The 14,265-nt window shown below is 68.4% G+C and carries 14 protein-coding genes; 6 read left to right on the plus strand and 8 right to left on the minus strand.

Annotated elements, in window-relative coordinates:
* Positions 1 to 98: 98 nt before the first annotated feature.
* Together ACWD1Z_RS04255 and hemL are read right to left on the minus strand one after the other, a co-directional pair.
* Positions 99 to 779, minus strand: coding sequence for a histidine phosphatase family protein (locus ACWD1Z_RS04255; protein WP_389415556.1), 681 nt, complete (start codon positions 777 to 779; stop codon positions 99 to 101).
* A complete protein-coding gene (hemL, locus tag ACWD1Z_RS04260) occupies positions 776 to 2,092 on the minus strand; it encodes a glutamate-1-semialdehyde 2,1-aminomutase (RefSeq protein ID WP_451115322.1) in 1,317 nt (438 codons plus the stop codon). Before hemL ends, ACWD1Z_RS04255 begins: the two co-directional genes overlap by 4 nt.
* A 284-nt stretch (positions 2,093 to 2,376) precedes the next feature.
* Between hemL and ACWD1Z_RS04265 the strand changes: the two genes are divergently transcribed.
* Entirely contained in the window at positions 2,377 to 3,003 is a 627-nt protein-coding gene (locus ACWD1Z_RS04265) for a hypothetical protein (RefSeq protein WP_389415558.1), read from the plus strand.
* Between the two features lie 155 nt (positions 3,004 to 3,158).
* On the opposite strand, the gene ACWD1Z_RS04270 is transcribed toward ACWD1Z_RS04265, so the two are convergent.
* From ACWD1Z_RS04270 to ACWD1Z_RS04285, 4 genes are all read right to left on the minus strand, one after another.
* Positions 3,159 to 3,908, minus strand: coding sequence for a class I SAM-dependent methyltransferase (locus ACWD1Z_RS04270; protein ID WP_451115324.1), 750 nt, complete (start codon positions 3,906 to 3,908; stop codon positions 3,159 to 3,161).
* On the minus strand, positions 3,905 to 5,308 hold the full coding sequence (locus tag ACWD1Z_RS04275; RefSeq protein ID WP_451115326.1) for an asparagine synthase: 1,404 nt from the start codon (positions 5,306 to 5,308) through the stop codon (positions 3,905 to 3,907). The genes ACWD1Z_RS04270 and ACWD1Z_RS04275 overlap by 4 nt, the downstream gene beginning before the upstream one ends.
* Positions 5,309 to 5,828: 520 nt before the next feature.
* Positions 5,829 to 5,954: a hypothetical protein gene (locus ACWD1Z_RS04280; protein ID WP_451115328.1), complete on the minus strand. Its 126-nt coding sequence runs from the start codon at positions 5,952 to 5,954 to the stop codon at positions 5,829 to 5,831.
* Between the two features lie 221 nt (positions 5,955 to 6,175).
* Entirely contained in the window at positions 6,176 to 6,547 is a 372-nt protein-coding gene (locus tag ACWD1Z_RS04285) for a DUF6415 family natural product biosynthesis protein (protein ID WP_451115329.1), read from the minus strand.
* Between the two features lie 166 nt (positions 6,548 to 6,713).
* Between ACWD1Z_RS04285 and ACWD1Z_RS04290 the strand changes: the two genes are divergently transcribed.
* The 4 genes from ACWD1Z_RS04290 (at position 6,714) to ACWD1Z_RS04305 (ending at position 10,957) form a co-directional block, all read left to right on the plus strand.
* Positions 6,714 to 7,970, plus strand: a complete 1,257-nt coding sequence (locus tag ACWD1Z_RS04290; protein ID WP_451115331.1) for a helix-turn-helix transcriptional regulator — start codon at positions 6,714 to 6,716, stop codon at positions 7,968 to 7,970.
* 14 nt (positions 7,971 to 7,984) lie between these two features.
* Positions 7,985 to 8,350, plus strand: coding sequence for a hypothetical protein (locus ACWD1Z_RS04295; RefSeq protein ID WP_451115333.1), 366 nt, complete (start codon positions 7,985 to 7,987; stop codon positions 8,348 to 8,350).
* 624 nt (positions 8,351 to 8,974) lie between these two features.
* Positions 8,975 to 9,730, plus strand: a complete 756-nt coding sequence (locus tag ACWD1Z_RS04300; RefSeq protein WP_451115334.1) for a DUF5131 family protein — start codon at positions 8,975 to 8,977, stop codon at positions 9,728 to 9,730.
* 99 nt (positions 9,731 to 9,829) lie between these two features.
* Entirely contained in the window at positions 9,830 to 10,957 is a 1,128-nt protein-coding gene (locus ACWD1Z_RS04305) for a three-Cys-motif partner protein TcmP (protein WP_451115336.1), read from the plus strand.
* A gap of 290 nt (positions 10,958 to 11,247) precedes the next feature.
* Here the strand turns inward: ACWD1Z_RS04305 and gcvH are convergent, their stop codons facing one another.
* Complete coding sequence (gene gcvH / locus ACWD1Z_RS04310) at positions 11,248 to 11,637, minus strand: glycine cleavage system protein GcvH (protein ID WP_451115338.1); 390 nt, start codon at positions 11,635 to 11,637, stop codon at positions 11,248 to 11,250.
* Between the two features lie 43 nt (positions 11,638 to 11,680).
* Positions 11,681 to 13,531, minus strand: a complete 1,851-nt coding sequence (locus ACWD1Z_RS04315) for a glycoside hydrolase family 15 protein (RefSeq protein WP_451115340.1) — start codon at positions 13,529 to 13,531, stop codon at positions 11,681 to 11,683.
* 227 nt (positions 13,532 to 13,758) lie between these two features.
* Here ACWD1Z_RS04315 and ACWD1Z_RS04320 point away from each other — a divergent pair, with 227 nt between their 5' ends.
* Positions 13,759 to 14,256: a hypothetical protein gene (locus ACWD1Z_RS04320; RefSeq protein WP_451115341.1), complete on the plus strand. Its 498-nt coding sequence runs from the start codon at positions 13,759 to 13,761 to the stop codon at positions 14,254 to 14,256.
* Positions 14,257 to 14,265 lie beyond the last annotated feature (9 nt).

Raw genomic sequence — 14,265 nt, forward strand, 5'->3', positions numbered from 1 at the left:
AGAGGACGTGACGAAGGGGGAGGTTCCGGCGGATCACATGTGTTTCACAACAAATACGAAGAATGGGCACTAAGGCCCTGAGCGGGCCCAGGGCCCGTTCAGGCCCCGAATGCCTTGTTCTTGCCCTTGACCGGCCGTGCCCCGGCCCGCAGATGCGGCGGGACCAGGTCGATCGCCGGCTCGCTGTAGCCGACCGAGACGATCCGGTCGCCCTGGAACGTGAACGTCGTCAGGGACGCCAGCGTGCACTGGCGGCGGCGCGGGTCGTGCCACAGGCGGCGCTTCTCGACGTAGGACCGCACGATCCAGATCGGCAGCTGATGGCTGACCAGCACGGCCTCGTGACCGCGCGCCCGGTCCTTGGCGGTGTCCAGGGCGCCCATCATCCGCACGACCTGGTCGAAGTACGACTCGCCCCAGGACGGCTTGAAGGGGTTGACGAGGTGCTTCCAGTTCCCGGGCCGCTTCAGGGCGCCGTCGCCGACGCCGAAGGTCTTGCCCTGGAAGACGTTGTCGGCCTCGATGAGCCGCTCGTCGGTGGCGAGGTCCAGGCCGTGCGCCTTGGCGATCGGCGTGGCGGTCTGCTGGGCCCGCTCCAGCGGGGAGGAGCCGACATGGGTGATGTCCCGGGCGGCGAGGTGCTCGGCGACCCGGTCGGCCATCTGCCGGCCCAGCTCGGAGAGGTGGTAGCCGGGCAGCCGGCCGTAGAGGACGCCGTCCGGGTTGGCGACCTCGCCGTGCCGCATCAGATGGACGACGGTGATGTCGGAGCCGCTCATGCCCGCGCCTCCGCCGCCGCCCGGGCCGCCGCCGGAAGGGCGTCGGCGATCTTCTGCACGGCCCGCTCGTCGTGGGCCGTGGAGACGAACCAGGACTCGAAGGAGGACGGCGGCAGATAGACGCCGTTCTCCAGCAGCGAGTGGAAGAAGGCGGTGAAGCGGAAGGACTCCTGCTTCTTGGCGTCCTCGTAGTTCTGCACCGGCCGGTCGGTGAAGAACACCGAGAACATGTTGGAGGCGGTCTGCAGCCGGTGCGCGACGCCTTCCTTGGTGAGCGCCTCGGCGACGAGGGTCCGGATCTGCTCCGACACGGCGCCGACCTTCTCGTACGCGGCGTCGTCCAGGAGCCGGAGCTGGGCGAGCCCCGCGGCCGTCGCGACCGGGTTCCCGGAGAGGGTGCCGGCCTGGTAGACCGGCCCGGCGGGCGCGAGGTGCGCCATGACGTCCGCCCGGCCGCCGAAGGCCGCCGCCGGGAAGCCGCCGCCCATGACCTTGCCGAAGGTCATCAGGTCGGGGACGACACCGTCGACGCCGAACCAGCCGGCGCGGCTGGTGCGGAAGCCGGTCATGACCTCGTCGGAGATGTAGAGGGCGCCATTGGCCTGGCAGGCGTCCTTCAGCCCCTGGTTGAACCCGGGCAGCGGCGGTACGACGCCCATGTTGCCCGGCGATGCCTCGGTGATGACGCAGGCGATCTCGCCCGGGTGCCGGTGGAAGGCCTCCTGCACGGCCTCCAGGTCGTTGTACGGCAGCACGATGGTGTCGCCGGCCTGGGCACCGGTGACGCCCGGGGTGTCCGGCAGCGCGAAGGTGGCGACGCCGGAGCCGGCGGCGGCGAGGAGGGAGTCGACGTGGCCGTGGTAGCAGCCGGCGAACTTGACCACCTTGGTGCGCCGGGTGAACCCGCGGGCGAGCCGGATCGCGGACATGGTGGCCTCGGTGCCGCTGGAGACGAGGCGCACCTGCTGCACCGGGCCGACGCGGTCGACGATCTCCTCGGCGAGCGTGACCTCGCCCTCACCGGGCGTACCGAAGGAGGTGCCGCGCGCGACGGCCTCCTGCACGGCGGCGATGACCTCGGGGTGCGAGTGCCCGAGGATCATCGGCCCCCAGGAACAGACGAGGTCGACGTATTCGCGTCCGTCGGCGTCGGTGAGGTAGGGACCGGTGCCGGACACCATGAACCGGGGTGTTCCGCCCACCGCGCGGAAGGCGCGCACCGGGGAGTTCACGCCGCCGGGCGTGACGGCCGCCGCACGGTCGAACAGAGCCTGCGACTCAGGCGCATCGTATGAATAGGGCAGTGAGCTCATGTCGTGCGACTTCTCCGACCTTCTCCGACTGCTCGGACTCCGGTTGCCAGTGACCTCCTCAGGGTAGGCCAGCGGGCGCCCGGGGCTGTGGGCCCGCTCTCCTCCGACCGGACATCCGACTCCTACCCCCGGGCGATCTGCGAAACTGGGGGCTGGTACAAGATCCTGCGGACAGGTGTTTCAGCGCGCACGTTTCGGCGAGCGGCCGTGGGGGAGGTCACTGACACGATGATCGGGTTGCGCGGCGGGGGCCACGCGTCCTAGAAAAGCAGTCGGGTGGAGATATGCATCGCGGTGGCGGACTGGGCGAGGGGACTGATGACCTGGGTCCTCGACGTGCCCGGCGGGGGAAGCACCGGCGCGAGGCGGCGGACACCACCGACGCACGGCAGGCACAGGGCGGACAGACCGACCCCGAGCGGATCGACCGACGTGTCGACCGGCTCCGGGAGGCGAGCGGGAATGGTGGTCGGGTGGGGGTGACGTACAAGTACTTCGGCGCGCCGGACGGCGCGACCGCGGCCCGCGTCCCGATCTCGATGCGCCCGGAGGAACTCGGCGGCGACGAACTCGGCATGAACGGCATGTTCACCAAGATCAAGCCGGAGACCATGGCCGCGATGGTGCTCACCGGCATCGAGGGTGTCCCCCTGCACAAGGTCCCCCCGCTGGAGCTGGTCGTCCTGCATCCCGACTACGCCGTGGTGAAACTCCCCATGACGGTCGTCGACCCCCTGCGCGGCATCGGCGAGGAAGCGGTCGGCGCGGCGGCGTTCATCTGGTCCACGGTCCCCGACCGCGGGGGCCCGCGGGACGCGTTCAACGTCTACCAACTCCTGCACGAGTGGCAGGACTTCAGCCACCGCCTGCATGAGGCGGGACATCAGCCGTACTGCCTTGTGTGGCCCTGACCTGGGCTTTCGGTGATTCGGGCGGGGTTTTCGGACCTCGCCTTTGTCATGTGCCGGGAGGGGCCGTCAGGCGGCCAGGGCACATGAGTTTGGGCGAGGCATTGATATGCCCTGCGCTCCAGCCTGGCGTCCTCGGTGGAGGCGTCGTCGCAGCCTCACCCCTGATAGCGAGCTACGGTGTAGGCGCCTGGACCCAGGACAGTCAGTGCGCCGGTTTCGTTGACAATCTCAAAGACCTCGAAACCGGCGAGGAGCGCGTGCAGCTCCAGCTCGCGAGGGCCGAGAACACGCCGCCGGATGGCATCGTGGTACTCCTCGCCCGAGTCGAACACCCAGTGACGACGCATGGTGTTGATCTGCGTCCGCAGATCCCACTCGTAGCCGATAGTCACCGTGGCAGGCCCGAGGCGCGTCTCAACGCGGGCTTGTTGAGGGCTCGGTGACTGGATCGGGGCCACCGGGGAGCACAGGACGAGCAGGGTGTGGCGGTGTGCGTGTGCGGCGAAGGTCTGGAACGTTGCCTGGAGGTCAGCGTTTTCGTGCACGTAGGCGAGGGAGTTGCCCAGACACACCAGGACGTCGGCGGTGCAGCCGAGTCGCACAGTGCGCATGTCCCCGACACGGAGGTCGAGTTCGGAGCGCGTGTGTCGCCCGTAGTCGACCAGACCAGGTTGTAGATCAATACCGATGCAGTCGAAGCGCCGGGCCAGCAGCTGCAGGTTCCTGCCGGTGCCGCAGCCGAAGTCCAGCAGGGTGCGGGCTTCCGGGGAGTACCGGTCGATCAGCGCCTGACAGATGCTCGTGCTATCGCTGTCGGCCTGCACGCTGTCATACAGAGCGGGGTCTCGGTAGAAGAGGTTGGACGCTTGGAGGCGTTCCGCCTCCACGGTGTCCAGGTTGCTCATGAAAGGCTCCGGAGTCCGACTTCCAGGGCGAGTGTGTCGCAGAGCAGGTCGGGCACGACGGGGGCTCGCTCCGCGTGGTCCCGGGCCTGGGCCAGGGCGACAGGATCAACGTAGCCGAGGTCGACCAACAGCGACTCGCGGAGCATGTCGTCCAAGAGCGGAAGACCGTAGCTTCGCAGGCCCGACTCCATGACCGCGAGGAAGTTCTCCGGTTCGGCCGGGGCCGCGACGGAATCGGACAATCCGGCACGCCGCAAGCGGTTGCGGAACATTGTCTTGCCCTGCTTGTGCTCGTGCGGCAGCTGCTCCATGAAGCGGACGACTCGCGGGTGGACGAGCGGGGCGACCGGCCAGATGCCGTGTCTCAGGTAGGCCGGGTTGTGCAGGCCGAAGGCCATGAGGGTGGGGACGGGGAGTACTGGTATGGGAGCGAGGTTCTCGTCCACCTGGACCAGGGCCTCAACGGCCTTGTTCCCGAGCCACGGGATGGAGTTGGCTTTGGGCAGTTGGACGTTCGTACGCGAGTGGCAGGCATTGACCTCGTCCCCACCACCGCCCGTGAAGATCACCTCGCAACCGTGGGCAGCCACGCGTCCACGCAGGGCGTCGAAAGCCTCCTGGTAGAAGGCTCCTGCCGGGTCGTGCGGCGCTCCGCGCCCTCGTACCCCACCAGGCATGAACGGTGGGTACTGCATGGCCGGGACAGCCGTGTCCCGCAGCTCCAGGTGTTCCACCAGGATGCGGCGTCGCTCTTGCTGGACCCAGCCGATCCGGCCGCCCATGAGCAAGCCGAACGTGTGGACGGAGCTGAAGCCGGCTGCGGCGGTCGAGAGAGCCACGTTGCCCGAGTCGGCCCCGCCAGACACCTCCACGCCGACGCAGCTCACCGTAGAACGCCACCCGGCCACGGCCTCGGTCAGCAGCGCATCGAACGTCTCCACCGGGTCAACACCCGCGCGCAGCCTTCGGGGCTCCAGCACGTGCTGGGCGGGCTCGGGGTAGAGGATCGCGAGTCCCGCGGTCGTGAAGACGGCCGTGGCGCGTTCCGTGAGCCGGTACACGCCGTCGAAGAGGGTGTCGGAGCTGTAGCGGTGTCGGCGGGTCAAGGTGCGCGCCACGGTCTGGGGATTGAGTCGGTCGGGTCGCAGGTGCGGCCGTAGGTCGGCCAAGTCCCATGAGCCGTATAGGTCTTCTCCGGCCGCTACGAGGTAGAGCGGTGCGGTGCCAAACACTCCCACTGAAACCTGAACCTCGTCCGGGCGTAGGAGCAGCGACGTGAAGTCCACCTCCCCGCCCTTGTCCTCTCTCACCAGCGCGTGGACGCCGGATCCATCGCCCGGCACAAGCTCGGCTTCCAGGGCAGCCGCGTGAGCGGGTCTGATCCAGCTATCGCCGCTCACCCAACGATCTGTGTCCCAGCGCCAGGCTGTGCTCCAGGTGTCAGCCAGCCGCACACGAAACGAAAGCACCTGCTTCCCCCCTAGTCAGGGCGGTGGAGCAGAGCAGTCAGCCCTGCTCCACCGCGTTCACGGGCTGGTCAGCTGCAGTGGTCGCCGTTGTTGTCGCCGCCACCGGGCATCTTGTCGAGCAGCGCCGCGTCCATGCTGGGGACGCCGGTGATCAGGTCGCCGGTGAACAGTTCGTCGATGTTCATGGTCGTTCCTCTCCTACGGAGTGAGTGGACGAGCCCCGCAAGTTGCGAAGCCCAGGACCCGTCCCAGCCGCAGGCAGATCCAGCGACCGGGACGGGGGCTTATCGGAGGTACTGCTCTGCCACGGCGGCAGGGCGCACACCGGGTTGCCCCGTGGTGGGATCCCGCTCCGGCCGCCGGGGAGTTGCTGAGCCCGCCCCGGTGGGGGACCGGGTCTTCCTGAGGGCTCGCGCGGCCAGAGCGGGAGTCAGTGAGTGCCCGTCGAGGGCTAGGAGCGGTCGAAGTACCAGAAGGCCCAGGCGACCGGTGAGGTGGAGGCGATGATCAGGGCTGACAACAGCCACTGCCGCCAGCCGTAAGGACCACGGCGCCTGTTGCTTCCATGTCTCACCATCCTCGCGACACTGCCAGCGTGATCGAGCCGCCGAGCGCAAGGACCGAGACGACGTACATGACCTGGGCCGTGATGTGTTTCTTCACTGTTCGCGGTGGCTCTTCTCGGGTTGCCTGACGAAGGGCGGGAGGCCGGGTGGCCTGATGAAGAGGCGTCGTGCCCGTTCCTGCTCGGGCAATGTCGCTCCGCGCCAGCGCATGGGCAGATCGGTGGGGGCTTCGTCAGGCATCGGCTTCGTCCTGTTCTTGCGCCTCGCGGTAGACATCAGCGAAGCGCCTGGTCAGCAGGCCGACTTCACGCATGTACTGATAGGCGCCGAAGTGGGTGGACTCCGCGGTGGGCCGGCGCGTCAGGTCGAGGACCCGGCAGCCCTCCCGGAACAGCGCCTGCACGGCCGGGTCCTCGTCGAAGCCGAGGTCCTCGGCCATCAGCGCTCTGAGGTGACCGACCAGGTCCCGGGTCGTCGCCTCGATCACCGAGCGATCCGGCATCACCAGCCCGACTGCGAGCGCCGTGGCCACGCTCTCGTCGACCGCCTCCAAGGCGGTCGGGAGCTGCGCCGCCTCGGACGACATGGCGCTCTGTGTTCCCATGCCCGCACCCCTTCTCCGGTGTCCACCGTTGTCGTGGCTGACAACGTCCAGAAAACCGGAGCGGGTTGGCGCGGACCACGGCATCCATGAGGCAGTCCTGGGACACTCATGGGACAGATCAGCGCCGCCAGGGTAGACACGGACGGGAACGTGGAAAGGGGGCGGCATGGGGCTTGCGGAGCGGCGCAGGGCGCTGGGCTACAGTCAGGAAGAGCTCGCGCACGCCCTCGGCGTCGACCGGCGCACGATCGGGCGCTGGGAGACCCGGACCACCACACCCCAGCCGCCATTACGGCCACGGCTGGCCGAGCTGCTGCACCTCGACCTTGACGAACTCGACGCCCTGGTGGGACAGCCACAAGCAGCCCGTCCAGCGCCGGCAGGGTCGCCGCCTCGCGACCACCACGGCTCAGGGGACCTCGACGACATGATCCGACGCCAGTTTCTGCGCGCCATCGCCGTCACCAGCGCCCTCGTGGCTCTGCCCGCCGACGAGAGCGCCGCCCTCACCGACGGGACCCGCCGTGGGATGTCGGAGGACTTCCTGCGCATGAACGGCCACCTGTGGCAGGTGTACCAACTCGCCCGTGCCAAGGGTTCCGTGTACCCGATCGTCCGCGACCAGCTCACCACGCTCAACGACACTCTCGACGGCCAGCCAGCAGCTGAATCCCAGGCTCTGTGCGGCGCGGCCGGTGATCTCTTCCAGCTCGCCGGAGAACTGGCCTTCGACGGCAACCGCTACACCGATGCAGCCGCGTCCTACACACTCGCCGCCTCCGCCAGCAAGGAAGCCGAGTCCTACGACCTCTGGGCATGCGCCCTGGTCCGGCACGCATACGTCGACCTGTACGAACGGCGTTACGCCGAGGCTGCCACCGCACTCTCGGCTGCAGAGCGGGTGGCGCGGCGAGGAGACAGCTCCCTGTCCACCCGCCACTGGGTCGCCTCCGTTCAGGCCGAGGCGTACGCCGGACTCGGGAACCTGTCCGCCTGCGAGCGCGCCTTGGACGAGGCGGAGAGGGTCACGGACCTCAACGGCCCGTTTCACACCGGCGGCTGGTTGCGCTTCGACGGCTCCCGCCTCGCCGAGGAACGCGGCGCCCGCTACCTCCAACTCGGCCGCCTCGACCTCGCCGAGAAGGCTCTCACCACTGCTTTGAGCCAGGACGTACTCGCCTCCGGGCAGTCCTTCCGGCGCCGCGGCGCAGTCCTGACCGACCTCGCGTCCATCGGCGCCAAGCGCCACGACCCGGACCAGGTCATCACCTACGGCCGCGAGGCCCTGCAGCTCGCCCGGGCGACGTCCTCCGGGTACGTCGCCCGTAAACTCCAGGGGCTACGAACCGATCTTGGCCCCCTCGCCCGCGACGCCCGCGTGGTCGAACTGGGCGCCGATATCGACGCACTGTGCACGATGTGACGAGAGGGGAAGGCATGTCGCAGATCGAGGGCGCACACGTGTTCCGCGAGGCTTGGATCACCGGCGTTCGAAAGTACTTCCCCGGCGAACCCAAGCCCGGCTACATCACCCCCTGGGAAGAAACCCCCGAGTGGGAGCGTCAGGCTGCCGGGGCCGTGTACAACCAGGTGCGACTGTTCCTCGACCTCAGCGACCGCCACGCCTCCCGCCTCACCCGCGAGCAGAAGAGCCGCTTCGTCGCCACCTGCTGGACCGCCCAGATGTACAAGCACTTCGAGAACCCCAAGCCCGGATACGTCGCCGACTGGCCCGACCTGCCCGACTGGCAGAAGGAGACCGACGCCGACATCTTCGAGGCCATCGAGGACGCCTCGAAGTAGCCTCGCACCTGCTGGGAGGGAACGCCTTGACGCACGAGCTTCTCGCCATCTGTGACGCATGCAAGAAACTTATCGCTGATGGCGAGGGCAGTCTCTGGGTCGACATCTCGGAGGTCGACCAGGCAACGGTCAACAGACGTGCTTGGGAACAGCTCAAGCGAACAGCTGGCGCCCGGAATCCACGGCTACTCCGCGGAGAGCGTCATGACCTACCCGGAGCCTGCCCACAGTCGTGGCAACGCCTCCTCGAAACCGGGGCCGCCCGGCACGTCTTCACGCATAACGACGGCATCGTGGGTGAGAAGTACCTGTCCAGAGTGCCCAGGGTCCGCTCGAATCGGTCAGCGTCTCGTACTCACCGATGCCGCATGCCGCATGCCGCATGCCGCCAAGGCCTCGACGACGCGAAGTCTCTTTGTGCCGCGCTGGTTGACGCCCTCAGGTAGCCGCACAGCTGCCTGAACCGACCTCGACTCCAACACCCCCTTCACAGAACATGCGTTCGACGTGGAGGATGGGGGTGATCGCGTGTCAGTTCAGCACGTCGCTCGTTAGGCAGCGCAGTCGAAGCGCCGGGTGGGAAAGCGCTGATGACCAGTGTCCACCCGCTACGGGAGGGGACCCATGGGCGATCGCAGCACCATCGAGTGGACCGAGGCGACCTGGAATCCCACCACAGGATGCGACCAGATCTCCCCCGGGTGTGACAACTGCTACGCCTTGACGTTATCCAGGCGCCTCAAGGCCATGGGTGTTGCCAAGTACCAAACGGACGGGGATCCCAGGACTTCCGGCCCGGGTTTCGGCCTCACCCCTCACCCAGACGCATTGGCCATTCCCCGCCAGTGGAAGGCCCCACGGATGGTCTTCGTCAATTCCATGAGCGACCTCTTCCACGCCAAGGTCCCCCTGGACTTCGTCCGGCAGGTCTTCCAGGTAATTGCCGAGACTCCCCAACACACCTACCAGCTACTGACCAAGAGAGCCCGCAGGCTGCGACGTGTGGCCGGCGAACTCGACTGGCCTTCCAACCTGTGGATGGGCGTCTCCGTCGAAGATGCAGAGCACCTGGATCGTGTCGACGACCTTCGACAGGTTCCCGCTGCTGTGCGCTTCCTGTCCTGTGAGCCACTACTCGGTCCGCTTACCGGTCTGCACCTGGACGGCATCGGCTGGGTTATCGCCGGGGGGGAGTCCGGGCCCCACCATCGGCCCGTGCAGGAGGAGTGGCTGGTGGACATCCGCGACGCCTGCAACGACGCTGGAGTGCCCTTCTTCTTCAAGCAATGGGGTGGCCGCAGCCCGAAGTCAGGGGGCCGCGAACTCGACGGAGCGACCTGGGACGAGATGCCACCCCGACTGCCTGTCGCAGCCCATTAGCGGCCAAAGTCCAGCAGTCGCCGTACGCACTCTGGTGGCATATGGCAACGGTGTGTGACCCTCTTCCCAGCGGGGCCGACGGGAGTAGGGGGACCGATCGTGGCCGTACCGAAGGATGCCGTGTGGGAACGCGATCCGCACACGGCGGCCAAACATGACTTACTGAAGCAGTACTTGGCGGCATGGGCGCCGATTCTGCTATCACGACTCGACGTGATCGGTTACGCCGAAGGCTTCGCGGGTGCCGGCGTCTACAAACGGGGAGAGCCTGGCTCCCCGGTCATCGCTTACGAAGTCTTCGCCGACGCTCTGCATAGGTTCCCAAAGCGTATGCGCGTGATCCTCATGGAGGAGGACGCCCGGCGTGTCAAAGAGTTACAGCGCCAGATGGAGCTCGTCCGCTCCAGGCAAACGGACGACATCACCAAACGAATAGCCGTCGACATACATCACGGGGATTTCCGCCCGGCCCTCCTGCAGAAGCTGCGGGACATCGGCGCATTGGGGAAGCCCCTCTTTGTGCTGCTGGACAGCTTCGGCGGACCAGACATCCCCTTCTCACTCCTCCAGGAGCTGGGGCGCCATCCCAGCACGGAAGTGATGGTGACCTTCGAGCCCAGCTTCCTCACCCGGTTCGCCGAGAAGCACGACGGCCACCGCCAGCTCGGCAACGAAGCCTTCGGCAGTCAGGAGTGGCAAGGCGTCTTCCAGCAGTCTCCCTCAGGCAAGTTCACCTTCCTGCGCGAGCAGTACCGGAACACGCTGCGCCAGGCAGGCTTCACGCACACGCTGTACTTCGAGATGGTCGACGAGGGCGGCAGGATGCTCTACCTGATCTTCGGCACCCAGCACGAACGGGGGTTGGAGAAGATGAAGGACGCCATGTGGAAGGTGGACCCTTCCTACGGCGTCCGCTACCGCGACCCCAGGGACACCCAACAGCAGATGCTTGATCTCGTATTCGAACCGGATACGGCTCCGCTGCGACGGATCCTGCACGACTTCATCTCCGAAACGCCTGGCGGGCGAACCATCCCCGAGCTCAAGCGATACGCCCTCTTGGAAACCGTCTACCGGCCCGCCCAAGTGATCGAGACCGTCCGGCAGCTGCGTGAGGCGGGCGCTGTGACGACGGAACCTCGCGCCATCAACGTCAAGACGCGAGTGAGCCTGGCTACAGCGCCGCCCCCTACCCGCCCATCTGCCGAGCAAGGCGCCCTCTGGTGAGAGGCCGCGAGGGCACATCCAGGGCACATGAGCCTGGGAAACGGCGTTGACCCGTGAGAACTACCGAGAGGAGTTTCCCCATGTCAACGCGCATTTCCTTGCGAAATCCCAGGTCAGCGCCCTCCCGTCACCAATCGCTGCACGAGTGGCAGGACTTCAGCCATCGCCTGCATGAGGCGGGACATCAGCCGTACTGCCTTGTGTGGCCCTGAGGCGGCTCGCTCCTTTCCGGCGGTGGTGACAGGCGCCGGCGGGCGCTCCCTGGAGTGGTTGCGGCCGCCGGCGGGCGGCTAGTCCTCGGCCGTGAGGTACGCGCCGTACTGCTTGGCGGTCATCAGGCCGTCGCTGCTCGGGTTGCTCACGGTGACCTCGATCAGCCACCCGTCGTCGTACGGGTCCGTGTTGATCAGTTCCGGATCGTCCTTCAGGCGGTCGTTGCGGGTGGTCACCTCACCGGTCACCGGCATGTAGAGCTCGGTGACGGCCTTGACCGACTCCAGGGTGCCGAACGTTTCGCCGGCGTCGATCCGGCCGTCGATGGGGTGGAGTTCCACGAAGACGATGTCACCGAGCTGCCTCTGCGCGTGCTCGGTGATGCCCACGCGGACCTTGTTGGCGCTCAGGGTGCGGACCCACTCGTGTTCCGAGGTGTACTTCAGGTCTTCCGGGATGTACGTCATGACTCAAGACTGCTACAGAAGGTGCGCGCTCGGTAACACATCGTCAATTCCGGGTGGCCCTGAGGCGGGGTTTCTCGGGGGCGTCGTCGAGGTGTTCGTCCAGGGACAGGGCCGCTGTGATCAGGGCCAGGTGGGTGAAGGCCTGGGGGAAGTTGCCGAGTTGTTCGCCGGTGGGGCCGATCTCCTCGGCGAACAGGCCGACGTGGTTGGCGTAGGTGAGCATCTTGTCGAAGGCATAGCGGCCCTGGGCGAGGCGGCCGGAGTGGGCGAGGGCGTCGACGTAGAGGAAGCTGCACAGCGAGAAGGTGCCCTCGCTCCCGCGCAGTCCGTCGGGGGAGGCGGCCGGGTCGTAGCGGTAGACCAGGCTGTCGGAGACCAGCTCGCTCTCCATCGCGTCCAGGGTGGACAGCCAGCGCGGGTCGCGGGGTGTGATGAAACCGACGGACGGCATCAGCAGCAGTGAGGCGTCGAGCACGTCGCTGCCGTAGTGCTGGACGAACGCCTCGCGCCGCTCGCTCCAGCCGCGGTCCATGATCTGCCGGAAGACGGCGTCCCGGGCGGCGGTCCAGCCGGCCAGGTCGGCGGGGCGGGCCAGCTCGCGGGCGACGCGGATGCCGCGGTCGAAGGCGGACCAGCACATCAGCCGGCTGTAGGTGAAGTCCCGCCGGCCGCCCCGGGTCTCCCAGATGCCCTCGTCGGGGCGGTCCCAGTGGTCCACCAGCCAGTCGAGCACCCGGGACAGGCCCAGCCAGCCGTCGTACCCCATGTGGTGGGCGAGGTCCTCGGTGCGGGTGAGGGCGTACACCGCCTCGCCGTAGATGTCGAGCTGGAGCTGGTCGGCGGCGCCGTTGCCGATGCGGACCGGGGCGGAGCCGCGGTAGCCCTCCAGATGGCCGAGGGTCTCCTCGGCGAGCCGGGGGTCGCCGTCGACCCGGTACATGATCTGCAACGGCTCCCCGGTGACCGTGCGGCCCTCGCGCAGCCGCTCGCCGAGCCACTGCCGGAAGGCGTGCGCCTCCTCGGTGAAGCCCAGGCCGAGCAGGGCGTGCAGGGAGAGGGAGGCGTCCCGGACCCAGGTGTAGCGGTAGTCCCAGTTGCGTTCGCCGCCGAGCTGCTCGGGCAGGCCCGCGGTCGCGGCGGCGACGGGGGCGCCGGTGGGGGCGTAGGTGAGCAGCTTCAGCGTGATCGCGGACCGGTTGACCGTCTCCAGCCAGCGGCCCCGGTAGCGGCTGCGGCGGATCCAGCGGTGCCAGAAGGCGTACGTCTCCTCGAACTCGGCGCGGACGCTGTCCGCGGTGGGCGAGGGGGGCGGCTCGCCGCCGGCCGCGCACACCGTCAGGACCGCCGCCGCCAGGTGTTCCGGCTCCAGCTCCACGAAGGCGCGCACGTCCCGCCCGTCCGGTTGCAGGGACACCGGTCCCGCCGTCTGGAGGTAGGCCTCGGTGCCGGACGCGGAGAAGTGGGCGGTGTCCTCGCGCAGGGTGAGGCGGTGCTCGGCGCGGGCGTAGTCGAAGCGGGGGCGGCAGGTGAGCGAGAAGCGGACCCGGCCCCGGGTCACCCGCATCACCCTGACCAGCCGGTGGTGGTCGGTGGCCGTCTCCGGGCGGTCGACGGGCATGAAGTCGACCACTTCGCCGACCCCGTCGGGGGTGAGGAAGCGGGTGATCAGCACGGCGGTGTCGGCCAGGTACAGCTGGCGCGTGGTCACGTGCGCGCCTTCCACGCCGATCGCGAAGTGCCCGCCGCGGTCGTGGTCGAGCAGGGCCGCGAAGAGGCTCGGCGAGTCGAAGCGCGGGGCGCAGAACCAGTCCACGACGCCGTCGGAGGAGACGAGGGCGGTGGTCTGGAGGTCGCCGATCATCCCGTGGTCGGCGATGGGCGGGTAGCGCCGCATGGGGTCCCCTTCCGGTGCCTGTCCGGCGGTCCGGTCCGGCCGGCGCCGTACGCCTCGACCTTCCGCGCCGCGCCGGGAGCCGGCCACGAGGGCCGGGCCGTTCGGGTGAAGCGCGCCGCGGGGCTGTTGGTGTGAATCCCCGGCGCCCCCGGTCGCCGGGGCATGCGGGGGCTGCCCGGCGGCCCTTCACTGGGGTGACGGCTGATCACGGACAGGCAGGAGACGTCATGGTTGGACAGGTGGGACGAGCCGGACGGGCCGCGGTGAGTGCGGCGCTGGTGGCGGTGTGCGCCGCGGGGGTGAGCGGCTGCTCGGACGAGGGGAACGGCGTCGGTTCGGACGCCGCGAGCAGGGCGGCCTCCGCGGCCTCCTCCCTGGCCTCCCGGGGTTCCGACGCCGTCGCCTCGGCCACCGCGGAGGCCGGACAGGCGATGGAGTCCGTCAAGGGGGGCGTCGAGGCCAAGGACCAGGTCACGCTGGGCAAGCCGGGCACGGACGGCGACGGCCGCACCACGGTCCAGGTGACGGCCCGGAACACGGCGGGCGAACCCAAGTCCTTCGCCGTACGGGTCGAGTTCCGCGCCGAGGACGGCAAGCTGGTCGACATGGTGGTGGTGACCCTCTCCGACGTGGGCGCCGACGCCTCCGGCAGCGCTACGGCACGCAGCACGCACAAGCTCTCCGGGAGCGTGCGGGCGCAGGTCGGCACGGCCCTGCGGTACTGACCCGCCCCC

The organism is Streptomyces sp. NPDC002784 (assembly GCF_053592135.1).